This window comes from Stenotrophomonas sp. MYb238 (assembly GCF_009496535.1).
GTDB lineage: Bacteria > Pseudomonadota > Gammaproteobacteria > Xanthomonadales > Xanthomonadaceae > Stenotrophomonas.
Window position 1 is genome coordinate 1 of sequence record NZ_WIDL01000020.1, and the last position, 14,104, is coordinate 14,104.

The following is a 14,104-nucleotide window of genomic DNA, read 5'->3' on the forward strand; positions in this document are numbered from 1 at the left end:
ACCCCCGCCCGCCTCTCCCCGCACTGAACGCCGGCGTGCAAATTCCGCCGGCAGACCGCAAACTTGCCCGTCGCATCAGCGCCTTATCGAGATCCATGAACGCCCGTTACAACGCCGCCGACATCGAAGTCCTTTCCGGCCTGGACCCGGTCAAACGCCGCCCCGGCATGTACACCGACACCGCGCGCCCGAACCATCTGGCGCAGGAAGTCATCGACAACTCGGTGGACGAGGCGCTGGCCGGGCACGCAAAGACCGTCGAGGTCACGCTGTTCAAGGACGGCAGCTGCGAGGTCGGCGACGACGGCCGCGGCATGCCGGTGGACATCCACCCGGAGGAGAAGATCCCCGGCGTCGAGCTGATCCTCACCCGGCTGCACGCCGGCGGAAAGTTCAGCAACCGCAACTACACCTTCTCCGGCGGCCTGCACGGCGTGGGCGTCAGCGTGGTCAACGCGCTGTCCACGCTGGTGGAGATCCACATCAAGCGCGAGGGCAGCGAGCACCGCATCAGCTTCCGCGACGGCGACCGCGCCAGCCCGCTGGAAGTGGTCGGCAGCGTCGGCCGCAAGAACACCGGCACCCGCCTGCGCTTCTGGCCGGACCCGACCTACTTCGACACGCCCAAGTTCAACGTGCGCGCGCTGCGCCACCTGCTGCGCGCCAAGGCGGTGCTGTGCCCGGGGCTGACGGTGAAGCTGACTGACGAGGCCACCGGCGAGACCGACACCTGGTATTACGAGGACGGCCTGCGCGACTACCTCAAGGCCGAGCTGGGCGAGCGCGAGATGCTGCCGGCCGAACTGTTCGTCGGCGTCCTGAAGAAGGAAACCGAGACGGTGGACTGGGCGGTGGCCTGGCTGCCGGAAGGCGAGCTGGTGCAGGAAAGCTACGTCAACCTGATCCCGACCGCCCAGCACGGCACCCATGTCAACGGCCTGCGTACCGGCCTGACCGAGGCGCTGCGCGAGTTCTGCGACTTCCGCAACCTGCTGCCGCGCGGGGTCAAGCTGGCACCGGAGGACGTGTGGGACCGGGTGTCGTTCGTGCTGTCGCTGAAGATGACCGACCCGCAGTTCTCCGGCCAGACCAAGGAGCGGCTGTCCTCGCGCCAGGCCGCCGGCTTCGTCGAAGGCGCCGCGCACGATGCCTTCAGTCTGCTGCTGAACCAGAACGTGGAAGTCGGCGAGAAGATCGCCCAGATCGCCATCGAGCGCGCCAGCGCGCGCTTGAAGACCGAGAAGCTGGTGGTGCGCAAGAAGGTCACCCAGGGCCCGGCGCTGCCCGGCAAGCTGGCCGACTGCATTTCCCAGGACCTGTCGCGCACCGAGCTGTTCCTGGTGGAGGGCGATTCGGCGGGCGGCAGCGCCAAGCAGGCGCGCGACAAGGACTTCCAGGCGATCCTGCCGCTGCGCGGCAAGATCCTCAATACCTGGGAGGTGGCCTCCGGCAGCGTGCTGGCCTCGGAGGAAGTGCACAACCTGGCCATCGCCATCGGCTGCGACCCGGGCAAGGACGACCTGTCGGGCCTGCGCTACGGCAAGGTGGTGATCCTGGCCGATGCCGACTCGGACGGCCTGCACATCGCCACCCTGCTCGCCGCCCTGTTCCTCAAGCACTTCCCCGCGCTGGTCGCCGCCGGCCACGTGTTCGTGGCGATGCCGCCGCTGTTCCGCGTGGACGTGGGCAAGCAGGTGTTCTACGCGCTGGACGAGGAAGAAAAACGTTCGCTGCTGGAGAAGATCGAGCGCGAGAAGATCCGCGGCCAGCTCAGCGTCACCCGCTTCAAGGGCCTGGGCGAAATGAACCCGGCGCAGCTGCGCGAATCCACCATCCACCCCGACACCCGCCGGCTGGTGCAGCTGACCGTGGACGACGACGAGCAGACCCGCTCGCTGATGGACATGCTGCTGGCGAAGAAGCGGGCTTCGGACAGAAAGGGGTGGCTGGAGAACAAGGGCGACCTGGCCTCACTGGAAGTCTGATCCCGGCTATTCGTTGCCACCTGCCGTGGCGACGGCGCAAACCTTCTGGCGACGGACGTGCTGGCTTGGCGCGGCTGGAGAGCAAGGGCGACCTGGCGTCGCTGGAAGTCTGAGCGCCCGCTCCGCTTTTGTAGGAGCGGCTTCAGCCGCGAAGGGGCTGTCCCGCGAATCCATTCGTGACAGTCCGCATGCCTGCGTCCACGGGGATCCAAGGGGAAAGCCTCATCGCGGCTGAAGCCGCTCCTACGGAAGCGGGGGCGGATGGGCATGGCTTTATGCACATCCGGCCGGTGGAGCGCGCGGCCTAGCATCCGGATTCCCCTTATCCGGTGTCATCCATGCCCTTGCTGCGCAATCTCGCCTTCGCCGGCGCCCTGGTGCTCGCCACTCCCCTGGCCTTCGCCGCCGACAAGCCCGCCGGCGAGGACAAGGCCGCCGCGCCCGCATCGCTCCCGGCCGATGCCTCGGTCCGCCAGAGCATGCGACTGGAAGGCCGCACCCTCGACTACACCGCCACGGTCGGTTCGCTGCCGGTGCGCGACGCGCAGGGCAAGGCCATCGGCGATGTGGTGTTCACCGCCTACACGGTGCCCGGCAAGGACCGCCCGGTCACCTTCGCTCTCAACGGCGGCCCCGGCGCCTCGTCGGTCTACCTGAACCTGGGCGCGGTAGGCCCGAAGGTGGTGGCCTTCGGCAGCGAGGGCGACAGCGCCTCGGCGCCGGCCACGCTGCGCGACAACCCCGGCACTTGGCTGGACTTCACCGACCTGGTGTTCATCGACCCGGTCGGCACCGGCTTCAGCCGCTCGCGCATTCCCGACGAAGAAGCGAAGCAGCAATTCTTCACCCCCACCGCCGACGTCGAGTACCTGTCGCGCGCGGTCTACGACTGGCTGCTCAAGAACCAGCGCATGACCTCGCGCAAGTACCTGGCCGGCGAGAGCTACGGCGGCTATCGCGGCCCGCGCATCACCCATTACCTGCAGACCCGCTTGGGCGTGGCGATGAACGGGCTGGTGCTGGTCTCGCCCTACCTGAGCCCGACGCTGGAGGACAACAGCGACGTCTCGCCGATGGCCTGGATCCAGACCCTGCCCTCGATCGCCGCCGCGCACCTGGAACGCCAGGGCCGGCTGACCGACGCGGCGATGCGCGAGGTGGTCGAGTACACCCGCGGCGACTACGCCACCGCGCTGATGAAGGGCCGCTCCGACCCGCAGGCGACCGAGGCGATGATACGCAGGGTCGTCGAACTGACCGGCCTGGACCCGGTGTTCGTGCGCCGCGCCGGCGGCCGCCTGGAAACCCAGGCCTACCTGCGCGAGGTGTTCCGCGACAAGGGCACGCTGGGCAGCCGCTACGACTCCAACGTCACCGCCTTCGACCCGTTCCCCACCGATCCGGAGCAGCGCGCGAACGACCCGCTGCTGGACAGCATCATCGCCCCGACCACCACCGCCATGGTGGACTTCGTCACCCGCGTGGTCGGCTGGAAGGTCGACGCGCGCTACAACGCGCTGAGCTACGAAGTGAACCGCCAGTGGGACCGCAACGGCGACCTGCGCGCCGGCGCGGTCACCCAACTGCGCCAGGCCGTGGCCATCGACCCGCGCCTGCAGGTGCTGATCGCGCACGGCTGGAACGACCTGTCGTGCCCGTTCATGGGCTCGATCCTGACCGTGGACCAGATGCCGGCGATGGGCAGCGACCCGCAGCGCGTGCAGGTGCGCAGCTATCCGGGCGGGCACATGTTCTACAGCCGCGCCGACAGCCAGGCCGCATTCCGCCGCGACGTGCGCGCCATGTACCAGCGCAACTGAAGCCCCCCTTCAACACGCGGATGCCGCACAAACGAAAGGCCCGCCGGGAACGGCGGGCCTTTTTCATGCATCCCGCGAAGGACCGCGGTCAGTTCCAGCCGAAGAGCGCGAGCAGCTTCAGGATCAGGTAGGCGCAACCGCCGGCCGCCGGGATGGTCAGGATCCACGCCCAGACGATGCGCTCGATCACGCCGATGCGCAGCGATTTGGGGTTCTTGGCGAAACCCACGCCCATGATCGCGGTGGAGATGCTGTGCGTGGTCGACACCGGCATGCCGAAGTGCGCGGCCAGGGTCAGGATGGTGGCCGAGCTGGTCTCCGCGGCAAAACCGTGGATCGGGTGCAGCTTGACCATCTTGTGGCCCAGGGTCTTGATGATCTTCCAGCCGCCCGAGGCGGTGCCGGCGGCCATCACCACCGCGCAGGTCAGCACGATCCACATGGCGATGCCGTCGCCGGCATGTGCGTCCGGGTGCATGAACGCCAGCCACGACGGCAGTTCGTTCAGGGCACCGGCGGCCTCGGCGCCGATCAGCGTCATGGCGATGATGCCCATGGTCTTCTGCGCATCGTTGTGGCCGTGGGCGAAGCCCATGTAGGCGGCCGAGACGATCTGCGCCTTGCCGAAGAAGGCGTTGACCCAGCGCGGGCGCGCCAGCCGCCGCAGCACGCCGCCCATGCGCGCCATGCCGGCGATGATCGCCCACAGCAGGCACATCACCACGATGCCGAGCAGGAAGCCGGCGATCGGCGAGGTGATCATCGGCACGAACACCTTCCACAGCAGGCCCTTGTTCTGCGCCCAGTTGCCGAGGTTCTGCGACCAGATCAGCGCGTCCCAGTTGTTGTGCGCGGCGGCCAGCCCGGCGCCGCACAGGCCGCCGATCAGCGCGTGCGAGGACGAGGACGGCAACCCCTTCCACCACGTGATCAGGTTCCAGACGATGCCGCCGAGCAGCGCGCACAGGATCACCTGCGGGGTGACCTCGACCACGTCGGTGTTGAGCAGGCCGTTGGCGATGGTCAGCGCCACCGCGGTGCCGGTCAGCGCGCCGATCAGGTTCATGCCCGCGGCCAGCATCACCGCCCAGCCCGGCGAGAGCACCTTGGTCGCCACCACGGTGGCGATGGAGTTGGCGGTGTCGTGGAAGCCGTTGATGAACTCGAAGACGAGCGCCGCCAGGATCACCACGAGGACAAGGGTCAGCATCGCAGCTGCCCCCTTGAGTCAAGGGGGCAGTCCCGCCGCGCCGCGGCGGGACGGGGGATGTGGAAGCGCGGCTGGCGGGCATCGGCACAGCCGATGCCCCTGCCTCCGAAGCCGGAAATGCACGGGATCCGCATCATGGCAATCACGAGTTCTTCAACACGATCTGGTAGACCACCACGCCCGCCTCGCGGCAGCGGTCGATGGCCTTCTCCAGGATTTCGAAGAACTCCTTGAGCAGGAACATCTGCAGGTTGTCCAGGCGCCCGGAATAGATTTCCCGGTACAGCTCCAGCATCAGCCGGTCGGCCTCGTTCTCCAGCGCGCGCAGCTTCTCGTTCATCGACGTCATGCGGTCGAGGTTCATGTGGCGCAGGTCCTTGACCATGTCCACCACCACGTCGGCGGCCTGCTCCAGCATCGCCGCGCGCGGGGCGAAGTCGATCTGCGCCAGGTGCTGGGTGGCCAGCGAGTAGCGGTCGGCGAACTTCTCGATCTGCTTGGGGATCTTGTACAGCGCCGAGCCCAGCGCCTCGATGTCCTCGCGCTCGATCGGGGTCATGAAGCTGTCCACCAGCGCCTGGCTGATCTTGTCCGAGGCGGCGCGTTCGCGCAGGCGCGCCAGTTTGAACGCATCCAGAGCCGGCTGCCGGTCGGCCTCGCGCATCATCGCGTGCAGCGCCTTGGCGCTGTCGGCGGCGGCCTGGGCGGCCTCGTCGAGGTAGGTATAGAACTGCTTGCCGGAGCCGAAAATGGTCTGCAATGAAAACATGGAGAATGCCTGTTCGCCGTCGCGGAAGGGACGGCACCGGGGCGAATTATGACGGCTGGATGACGTCTCGGGTATTCCCGGCCCGTCCCCGCCCGCGAAAATGAACGGGCGGTTGCCGGCCGGGCATGCCGGTTTGCTAAGATGCGCCGGCGCCCTCGCGGGCGCACCCTATGGACGACGACCCCTATCCCCCGCCGCAGCGCCCGGGCACCGCCCTGGACGCCCGCCGCCACCGCAAGCACCCGCCCTCCCTGCCATCGACCCGGGGAGCGACCCGTGTTTGAACTGATCCTCATCGTTTTCGCCCTGATCCTGCTCAACGGCTTCTTCGCCATGTCCGAGATGTCGGTCATGACCTCGCGCAAGAGCCGGCTCAAGCAGATGTCGGCCACCAGCAAGCGCGCCGAGCGCGCCCTGGCCCTGGCCGAGAAGCCCGAGAACTTCCTGTCCACCGTGCAGATCGGCATCACCGTGATCGGCGTGCTGACCGGTTTCCTCGGCGGCGAAGCGCTGGGCGAGGCCATCGCCACCTGGATCCAGGGCCTGATGCCCGGCTTCGCTTATGCCGGCGCGCTGGGCAAGGCGCTGGCGGTCACCCTGATCACCTTCGTCACGCTGATCTTCGGCGAACTGGTGCCCAAGCGGCTGGCGCTGACCCGGTCGGAGGACATCGCCGGCCTGGTGGCCATGCCGATGGGCTGGCTGGCTAGGCTCGCCTTCCCGTTCGTGTGGCTGCTGTCGCGGACCACCCGGCTGGTGCTGCGCCTGCTGGGACTGGGCAATACCGATTCGGCGTCGGTGACCGAAGAGGAGATCCGCATGCTGGTGGCCGAAAGCCACGAGGCCGGCGTGATCGACATCCATGAGCGCGACATGATGAACCGCGTCATGCGCCTGGGTGACCGTACCGCCGACAGCCTGATGACCCCGCGCAACCGCATCGCCTGGCTGGACACCACTGCCGACGCGGAGAAGAACCTGGAAACCATGCGCGAACACGCATTCTCGCGCTACCCGGTGTACCGCGGCAACGACCAGGACATCGCCGGCATCCTGGAGGTCAAGTCGCTGGTCACGCGGCGGCAGGAAGACAGCGGCGACGCGCTGTTCCAGAACCTGCGCGAGACGCTCTACGTCTCCGAGTCCACCCACGCGATGAAGCTGCTGGAGATCTTCCGCGAGGAACACCAGTCGATGGCGCTGGTGGTGGACGAGTACGGCGAGATCCAGGGCCTGGTGACGATCAGCGACCTGATGGGCGCGGTGGTCGGCCGCCTGCAGGCGCCGGAGAACACCGACGAGGACGCCCTGGTGGTCACCCGCGAGGACGGCTCGCTGCTGGTGGACGGCTCGCTGCCGGTGGACGACCTGCGCGAGCTGATGGGCGGCGTCGAGCTGCCCGACGCCGAGGAAGGTGACTACTACACCCTGGCGGGCATGTGCATGCACTTCTTCGGCCGCATCCCGCATGCCGGCGAGTACTTCGACTGGGCCGGCTGGCGCATCGAGATCGTCGACCTGGACGGCGCACGCATCGACAAGCTGCTGCTGCGCCGGCTGCCGGAAGAAGACGAAGATGACACCACCGGCTGAGCAGGACGGCAGCGACGCGCAGCGCGACAGCTACCGCAACGAGGGCATCCGCACCCTGCTGTCGATATTCGAGCACGGCGACCCGGACGAGCACCAGCCGCTGGGCAAGGTCCTGCAGGGCCTGCAGGAAAGCGCGTTCGGCGTGTTCCTGTTCATCGCTATCCTGCCCTCGTTCATTCCCATCCCCGGCATCGGCGGCGCGGTCAGCGGGCCGCTGGTGCTGCTGATCGGCCTGCAGATGATGTGCGGGCTGTCGCGGCCGTGGGTGCCGGGCTTCATCGCCCGGCGCGGGCCCAGACGCGGCACCATGCACCGCTTCCTCGGCCGCATCGACCGGCCGCTGCGGCGGCTGGACCGCATGCTCAAGCCGCGCCTGCCGGCCCTGGTGTGGCCGCTGCCGGCGCGGGTGTTCACCGGCCTGCTGCTGCTCCTGGTCGGAGTCCTGTTGTCGTTGCCGATTCCCTTCACCAACTATCTGTTCGGCTTCCAGCTGCTGCTGTTCGCGCTGGCGCTGATCGAGCGCGACGGCGCGCTGATGCTGTTCAACTGGATCGCCGCCGTCGTCGCCGGCCTGTTCTTCGGGCTCGGCTCGGGGCAACTGGTCGGCCATACCGTCGACCTGTTCCAGCGCTGGACCAGCTGACCGGTAGGAGCGGCTTCAGCCGCGAAGGGGCGTTGGCGAGGATTTTTCCAACACCCAGCCGCAGCCCGGGAGCTACGTCAGCAAGCCCCTTCGCGGCTGAAGCCGCTCCTACGCATGCGAAAGGCTCAGTGCCGCGCCTGCCAGGCCTGCATCGCCAGTTCGAACGAACGCAGCCGCGCGGCATGGTCGAAGATGTTGGCAGTAAGCATCATCTCGTCCGGGCGATGGCGCGCGGCGAAGGCCGCCAGCCCCTCGCCGACCTGCGCCGGATCGCCCAGCACCGTGCAGGCCAGCGCCCGCTCCACGCCCGCCTTCTCGTGCGGTTCCCAGAACGCCTCGATATCGTCGAGCGGCGGCGGAATCCGCCCCGGGCGGCCGCGCCGCAGGTTGACGAAGCTCTGCTGCTGGGTGGTGAACAGGCGCCGGGACTGCTCCTCCGACGCGCTGGCCACCACGTTCAGCGCCAGGATCGCCCACGGCGCGCGCAGGTGCGCGGACGGCCGGAAATCGCGGCGGTAGATCGCCAGGGCCTCGTCCATCGCGTCCGGCGCAAAATGCGAGGCGAAGGCGAACGGCAGCCCCATCGCCGCCGCCAGCCGCGCGCTGAACAGGCTGGAGCCCAGCAGCCACACCGGCACCTCGATGCCCGCGCCCGGCACCGCCTGCACGGCCTGTCCCGGCTGGGCCGGCTCGAAATAGTGCAGCAGCTCCGCCACGTCCTGCGGGAACTGGTCGGCGCTGTCGAAGTAGCGGCGCAATGCGCGCGCGGTGGGCTGGTCGGTGCCGGGCGCACGGCCCAGGCCCAGGTCGATGCGCCCGGGATACAGCGAGGCCAGGGTGCCGAACTGCTCGGCCACCTGCAGCGGCGAGTGGTTGGGCAGCATGATGCCGCCGGCGCCGACGCGGATGGTCGAGGTGCCGCCGGCGACGTGGCCGATCAGCACCGAGGTGGCCGCGCTGGCGATGCCCGGCATGTTGTGGTGTTCGGCCAGCCAGTAGCGGCGGTAGCCCCAGCGCTCGGCATGCCGCGCGAGATCGAGCATGTTGGCGAAGGCCTGGCCCGGCGTGGCGCCTTCGCAGACGGGGGCCAGGTCGAGGACGGAAAGTGGAATCATGCGGCGGCTTCCGGCAGGAGATCACCAGGACATGGGGCGCGGGACGCGGTTTCCCATGCCTGCGCGGGTCCCATCGGCCGAACACTGTTTTCCGGCCGATTCCCGGTAGGAGCGGCTTCAGCCGCGAACGGCCTTCCCATTGAACCGCCGGACGCGCGTACCCGAACTGCTGCGGCAGGATCGGTGCGACGGCCCCTTCGCGGCTGAAGCCGCTCCTACCCCCGGGGAGAACGCGGTCAGGCCGCTTCGTCGTCCACCAGCGGCCGCAGCTGCGGGTCCAGCGCCACGCGCTCGTCGAATACGAAGCAGCGGCCGTCGTAGCCCTCGCCGCCGACGTCCTCGAAATAGCCGAGGATGCCGCCGTCCAGCTGCAGCACGTTGTCCATGCCGTCGTTGCGCATCCACAGCGCGGCCTTCTCGCAGCGGATGCCGCCGGTGCAGAAGCTGACCACGGTGGCGTCGGCCAGTGCCGCGCGGTGCGGTTCCAGCGCCGCCGGAAGATCGGTGAAGCGGGCGATCGGCAGGGTCAGCGCGCCGGCGAAGGTGCCGTGCTCGAACTCCTGTTCGTTGCGCGTATCGAGCATCACCACGCGCCGGCCGTCGTCGTCATGGCCCTGCCGCAGCCAGCGCCGCAGCGTGGCCGGGGCCACCGAGGGCGCGCGCGGGTAATCCAGCGGCTGGCCGTCGTCGCGGCGGAAGCTGATGATCTCCGCCTTGACCTTGGCCTTGAGCCGCGCGAACGGCTGCATGTGGCTGTAGCTGTACTTGACGCGCATGGCGGCAAAGCGCACGTCGGCCTTCAGGGCGGCGTAGAAGGCGTCGATGCCGTCACGGTCGCCGGCCAGGAACAGGTTGATGCCCTCGTCCGCCACCAGGATCGTGCCGCGCAACCTGCGCGCCTGCGCCCGTTCCAGCAGGGTGACGGCCAGGGCGTCGGCATCGGCGACGGGAACGAAGTGATAGGCGGCGGTATTGGCGATCATCGGCGTATTTTACGGCGCGGCCGGGCGTCAGCCACGCAGCAGCATGAACGGCAGCAGCACCAGCGCCGCCGCGGCCAGCATGCCCAGCAGCACGGCGACCACGTACAGCGGCCGCCGCCGGAACAGCGAACCGAAGGTCTCGGCGGTGCCGTCGCGCAGCGCGGCCTCGCGCTCGGCGCGCACGCGCCGGGAACGCTCGGCCTGGTAAGCCGCCATCAGTTCCTTCGCGCGCGCATGATCTTCGCGTTCGCGCACCCAGATGCCACCGAAGGAAATGCCCCAAGGGCTGGGTTCGGTGCGGTACCAGGCGATGCCGTGGCGGTCGAGCAGTTCGCCGACCTCGCGGCTTTCGTCCTCGCCGACATTGCGCAGATTGAGCAGCAGTTTCGCCATCGCGCCATGATACCCGCTGGCGATGCGCTACCCTTGCGCATCGCATTCGCGAGTCCCCCACAAGAGCGCCGCACATCGCCTGTGCGGGGATTCCACTGCGTCCCCACTTTCGCCCCGTGGAACCCGCGCACCCGCGGGCCGTCCCCACCCTGGAGTCCTACATGCGTCGTCTGCTCGCCCCGCTGCTGCTGTCCCTGCTCGCCGCCGGCTGCACCCCGCCCGGTCCGCCGCCGGGAGGCAGCATCGCCGCCTTCGAACGCATCGACAGCGTGCCGGGCACCGGCGCCGAGGCGGTCCCCGGCACCAAGGTCACCGTGCACTACACCGGCTGGATCTACGACGAGCGCACCGCCGACAAGCATGGCGAGAAATTCGACAGCTCGCTCGACCGTGGCGAGCCCTTCACCTTCAACCTCGGCGAGAAGCAGGTCATCCGCGGCTGGGACGAAGGCGTGGCCGGCATGAAGGTGGGCGGCAAGCGCACGCTGTTGATCCCGGCCGACTACGGCTACGGCAATCGCCGCACCGGCCCCATCCCGCCCGGCTCCTCGCTGGTGTTCGACGTCGAACTGCTCGATGTCCAGCCGCGCTGAGTCCGGCCGCGCGGCAAAACGCGTCGCGGTGGTCGGCGGCGGCCCGGCCGGGTTGTTCGCCGCCGAACGCCTGCGCGCGGCGGGCCTGTCGGTCGACCTGTACGAGGCCAAGGGCTCGCCGGGACGCAAGTTCCTGATCGCCGGCAAGGGCGGCCTGAACCTCACCCACTCCGAAGCGCGCCCGCTGTTCGACAGCCGCTACCGCGAACGCGCGGCCGAGGTCGCCGGCTGGCTGGACGGCTTCGACGCCGACGTCCTGCGCCGCTGGGCGCTGGGGCTGGGCGTGGAGACCTATGTCGGCAGTTCCGGGCGCGTGTTCCCGGTGGACCGCAAGGCGGCGCCGCTGCTGCGCGGCTGGGTGCGGCGGCTGAAGGAACAGGGCGTGCGCTTCCACGTCCAGCACCGCTGGCTGGGCTGGAACGACGACGGCGCGCTGCGCATGCAGACCGGCGAAGGCGAAACCATGGTGACCGCCGACGCCACCGTGCTGGCGCTGGGCGGCGGCAGCTGGCCCGAACTCGGCTCCGATGGCGCCTGGGTGGAAACGCTGCGCGCGCGCGGCGTGGATGTGGCGCCACTGCAGCCGGCCAACTGCGGCTTCGACATCGACTGGAGCGGGCATTTCCGCCAGCGCCATGCCGGCAGCCCGCTCAAGCCGGTCGTCGCGCACTGGTCGGATCTGCACGGCATGCCGCAGCAGCTGCAGGGCGAATGCGTCGCCAGCGAGTACGGCATCGAAGGCAGCCTGGTCTACGCCATCGCCGCCGATCTGCGCGAGACCATCAACCGCGATGGCCATGCGCCGCTGACGCTGGACCTTGTACCCGGCCGCGACCAGGCGCGCCTGCGCGCCGACCTGTCGCGCCCGCGCAAGGGGCGCAGCTTCGGCGAGCACCTGCGCCGCGCCACCGGCATCGACGCGGCCAAGGCCGCGCTGGTGTTCGAGGTCCTCGGCAAGGACGCCGGCAACGACCTCGACGCGGTGGCGCGCACGCTCAAGCAGTTGCCGTTGCGCTTGCTGCGGCCGCGGCCGATGGCCGAGACCATCAGCACCGCCGGCGGCGTGCGCCTGGAAGCGCTGGACGCGGGACTGATGCTGCCGGCCCTGCCCGGCGTGTTCTGCGCCGGCGAGATGCTGGACTGGGAAGCGCCGACCGGCGGTTACCTGCTCACCGCCTGCTACGCCAGCGCGCTGCGCGCGGCCGAGGGCGCGATCGACTGGCTGCGATAGCCCTGTAGGAGCGCACCTTGGTGCGCGATGGGGCATTGCCGGCAAGCTCCATCGCGCACCAAGGTGCGCTCCTGCAAACGAACCTCGAGCTTCCGGGCGAGGCGCCGTGCGTTACACGCCCGTTCCTCCCACTCTCGGCTTCAGTGCAGCTTGGTCCCGCGCAACGCCGCGATGCGCGGCGGCGGTTCGAACGAATCGCTGCGCGCATCGGCCCAGTAGGCATGGAACACCGCATGGTCCGGCACCCTGTCGAGCAGTTCGCCCGGTGCCAGGTAGGGATACAGCTTCGCCATCGAGCGGATCTCGATCGGCGACACCCGGCGCAGGATGTGCTCCGGGCCGAGTTCGGAAGGATCGTTCAGTCCCGCCGCGCCCAGCAGGTCGCGCAGCGCGCGCAGGGTGTTCTCGTGGAAGTTGCGCACGCGCTCGGCCTTGTCCGTCGGGTCCAGGTGCCGCCAACGGCTCGGGTCCTGGGTGGCGATGCCGGTCGGGCACTTGTCGTTGTGGCAGCTCAGCGACTGGATGCAGCCCAGCGCGAACATGAAGCCGCGCCCCGCATTGCACCAGTCCGCGCCCAGCGCGATGGTCCGCGCGATGTCGAAGGCGCTGGTCACCTTGCCCGCCGCGCCGATGCGGATGCACTCGCGCAGGTTCAGGCCCACCAGCGTGTTGTGCACCAGGATCAGCGCCTCGTTCATCGGCACGCCCACGTGGTCGATGAACTCGGCTGGCGATGCGCCGGTGCCGCCCTCGGCGCCGTCGACCACGATGAAGTCCGGCAGCAGCCCGGTCTCGTGCATGGCCTTGGCGATGCCGAACCACTCCCATGGATGGCCGATGGCCAGCTTGAAGCCGGTCGGCTTGCCGCCGGACAGCTCGCGCAGGCGCGCGACGAACTGCAGCAGTTCCACCGGGGTGGAGAACGCCGAGTGCCGCGACGGCGATACGCAGTCCACGCCCATCGGCACGCCGCGGGTGACGGAAATCTCCGCGCTGACCTTGGCCGCGGGCAGCACGCCGCCGTGGCCGGGCTTGGCGCCCTGCGACAGCTTGATCTCGATCATCTTCACCTGGTCGTGGTTGGCGTTCTCGACGAAGCGTTCCTCGCTGAAACGGCCGTGCTCGTCGCGGCAGCCGAAGTAGCCCGAACCTATCTCCCACACCAGATCGCCGCCGTTCTCGCGGTGATAGGGCGAGATCGAGCCCTCGCCGGTGTCGTGGTAGAAGCCGCCCAGCTTCGCGCCCTTGTTGAGCGCGCGGATGGCGTTGGCCGACAGCGAGCCGAAGCTCATCGCCGAGATGTTGAACACGCTGGCCGAATACGGCCGCGCGCAACCGGCGCCGATCACCACGCGGAAATCGTGGTGCGGGATGCTGGTCGGCGCCATCGAATGGTTGATCCACTCGTAGTCCACCGCGTAGGTGCTGCGCAGCGTGCCGAAGGGCACCACGTCCATCGCGTTGCGTGCGCGCTGGTAGATCAGCTGCCGCTGCTGGCGCGAGAACGGCACGTCCTCCAGATCGCTCTGCACGAAGTACTGGCGGATCTCCGGGCCGATGGACTCGAAGCCGTAGCGGAAGTGCGCCAGCACCGGGTAATTGCGCCGCAGCACGCTGCGCCGCTGCAGCACGTCCCAGGTGCCGAGCAGCGCCATCGCGCCGAACAGCCCCACGCCCCAGTACCAGGCAGGCCAGTGCTGCGCCAGCGCCAGCGCCAGCGACACCGGCAGCAGGACCAGCGCCAGTACATAGACCAGATAACGATGCAT

12 protein-coding genes are annotated in these 14,104 nt (G+C 69.0%); 6 read left to right on the forward strand and 6 right to left on the reverse strand.

Features of this window, described 5'->3' with window-relative positions; all coding sequences use genetic code 11:
* Positions 1-95 precede the first annotated feature (95 nt).
* Both parE and CQ393_RS13335 read left to right on the forward strand, forming a co-directional pair.
* A complete protein-coding gene (gene parE / locus CQ393_RS13330; protein WP_153192045.1) occupies positions 96-1,985 on the forward strand; it encodes a DNA topoisomerase IV subunit B in 1,890 nt (629 codons plus the stop codon).
* A gap of 338 nt (positions 1,986-2,323) precedes the next feature.
* Positions 2,324-3,805 carry a S10 family peptidase gene (locus CQ393_RS13335; RefSeq protein ID WP_153192046.1) on the forward strand — a complete coding sequence of 494 codons (1,482 nt, stop codon included), beginning with the start codon at positions 2,324-2,326 and terminating at the stop codon, positions 3,803-3,805.
* Positions 3,806-3,893: 88 nt separating this feature from the next.
* On the opposite strand, the gene CQ393_RS13340 is transcribed toward CQ393_RS13335, so the two are convergent.
* Together CQ393_RS13340 and CQ393_RS13345 are read right to left on the reverse strand one after the other, a co-directional pair.
* Positions 3,894-5,015 carry an inorganic phosphate transporter gene (locus CQ393_RS13340; protein ID WP_153192047.1) on the reverse strand — a complete coding sequence of 374 codons (1,122 nt, stop codon included), beginning with the start codon at positions 5,013-5,015 and terminating at the stop codon, positions 3,894-3,896.
* Between the two features lie 142 nt (positions 5,016-5,157).
* Positions 5,158-5,784, reverse strand: a complete 627-nt coding sequence (locus CQ393_RS13345; RefSeq protein ID WP_153192048.1) for a DUF47 family protein — start codon at positions 5,782-5,784, stop codon at positions 5,158-5,160.
* 276 nt (positions 5,785-6,060) lie between these two features.
* On the opposite strand from CQ393_RS13345, the gene CQ393_RS13350 reads away from it, so the two are divergent.
* Both CQ393_RS13350 and CQ393_RS13355 read left to right on the forward strand, forming a co-directional pair.
* Positions 6,061-7,377, forward strand: coding sequence for a hemolysin family protein (locus tag CQ393_RS13350; RefSeq protein WP_343199970.1), 1,317 nt, complete (start codon positions 6,061-6,063; stop codon positions 7,375-7,377).
* Positions 7,361-8,020: an exopolysaccharide biosynthesis protein gene (locus tag CQ393_RS13355; protein ID WP_153192050.1), complete on the forward strand. Its 660-nt coding sequence runs from the start codon at positions 7,361-7,363 to the stop codon at positions 8,018-8,020. Before CQ393_RS13350 ends, CQ393_RS13355 begins: the two co-directional genes overlap by 17 nt.
* A gap of 125 nt (positions 8,021-8,145) precedes the next feature.
* Here CQ393_RS13355 and CQ393_RS13360 read toward each other — a convergent pair whose 3' ends face one another.
* The 3 genes from CQ393_RS13360 to CQ393_RS13370 all read right to left on the reverse strand — a co-directional run bounded on the left by CQ393_RS13360 (position 8,146) and on the right by CQ393_RS13370 (position 10,511).
* Positions 8,146-9,135 (reverse strand): LLM class flavin-dependent oxidoreductase, encoded by a 990-nt coding sequence (locus tag CQ393_RS13360; protein WP_153192051.1) that lies wholly within the window; start codon positions 9,133-9,135, stop codon positions 8,146-8,148.
* A gap of 236 nt (positions 9,136-9,371) precedes the next feature.
* Positions 9,372-10,118, reverse strand: coding sequence for a sulfurtransferase (locus CQ393_RS13365; protein WP_153192052.1), 747 nt, complete (start codon positions 10,116-10,118; stop codon positions 9,372-9,374).
* 27 nt (positions 10,119-10,145) lie between these two features.
* Positions 10,146-10,511, reverse strand: coding sequence for a DUF6164 family protein (locus tag CQ393_RS13370; protein WP_153192053.1), 366 nt, complete (start codon positions 10,509-10,511; stop codon positions 10,146-10,148).
* A gap of 161 nt (positions 10,512-10,672) precedes the next feature.
* Here CQ393_RS13370 and CQ393_RS13375 point away from each other — a divergent pair, with 161 nt between their 5' ends.
* Together CQ393_RS13375 and CQ393_RS13380 are read left to right on the forward strand one after the other, a co-directional pair.
* On the forward strand, positions 10,673-11,104 hold the full coding sequence (locus CQ393_RS13375; protein ID WP_153192055.1) for an FKBP-type peptidyl-prolyl cis-trans isomerase: 432 nt from the start codon (positions 10,673-10,675) through the stop codon (positions 11,102-11,104).
* On the forward strand, positions 11,088-12,335 hold the full coding sequence (locus tag CQ393_RS13380) for a TIGR03862 family flavoprotein (RefSeq protein WP_153192057.1): 1,248 nt from the start codon (positions 11,088-11,090) through the stop codon (positions 12,333-12,335). The genes CQ393_RS13375 and CQ393_RS13380 overlap by 17 nt, the downstream gene beginning before the upstream one ends.
* 140 nt (positions 12,336-12,475) lie before the next feature.
* Here CQ393_RS13380 and CQ393_RS13385 read toward each other — a convergent pair whose 3' ends face one another.
* On the reverse strand, positions 12,476-14,104 hold the full coding sequence (locus CQ393_RS13385; protein ID WP_153192059.1) for an FMN-binding glutamate synthase family protein: 1,629 nt from the start codon (positions 14,102-14,104) through the stop codon (positions 12,476-12,478).

What these genes read in the sequence shown, in the direction of transcription:
- parE (WP_153192045.1), top strand. Translation starts at nt 96, where the DNA reads ATGAACGCCCGTTACAACGCCGCCGACATCGAAGTCCTTTCCGGCCTG.
- CQ393_RS13335 (WP_153192046.1), top strand. Translation starts at nt 2,324, where the DNA reads ATGCCCTTGCTGCGCAATCTCGCCTTCGCCGGCGCCCTGGTGCTCGCC.
- CQ393_RS13340 (WP_153192047.1), bottom strand. Translation starts at nt 5,015, where the DNA reads ATGCTGACCCTTGTCCTCGTGGTGATCCTGGCGGCGCTCGTCTTCGAG.
- CQ393_RS13345 (WP_153192048.1), bottom strand. Translation starts at nt 5,784, where the DNA reads ATGTTTTCATTGCAGACCATTTTCGGCTCCGGCAAGCAGTTCTATACC.
- CQ393_RS13355 (WP_153192050.1), top strand. Translation starts at nt 7,361, where the DNA reads ATGACACCACCGGCTGAGCAGGACGGCAGCGACGCGCAGCGCGACAGC.
- CQ393_RS13360 (WP_153192051.1), bottom strand. Translation starts at nt 9,135, where the DNA reads ATGATTCCACTTTCCGTCCTCGACCTGGCCCCCGTCTGCGAAGGCGCC.
- CQ393_RS13365 (WP_153192052.1), bottom strand. Translation starts at nt 10,118, where the DNA reads ATGATCGCCAATACCGCCGCCTATCACTTCGTTCCCGTCGCCGATGCC.
- CQ393_RS13370 (WP_153192053.1), bottom strand. Translation starts at nt 10,511, where the DNA reads ATGGCGAAACTGCTGCTCAATCTGCGCAATGTCGGCGAGGACGAAAGC.
- CQ393_RS13375 (WP_153192055.1), top strand. Translation starts at nt 10,673, where the DNA reads ATGCGTCGTCTGCTCGCCCCGCTGCTGCTGTCCCTGCTCGCCGCCGGC.
- CQ393_RS13380 (WP_153192057.1), top strand. Translation starts at nt 11,088, where the DNA reads ATGTCCAGCCGCGCTGAGTCCGGCCGCGCGGCAAAACGCGTCGCGGTG.
- CQ393_RS13385 (WP_153192059.1), bottom strand. Translation starts at nt 14,104, where the DNA reads ATGCATCGTTATCTGGTCTATGTACTGGCGCTGGTCCTGCTGCCGGTG.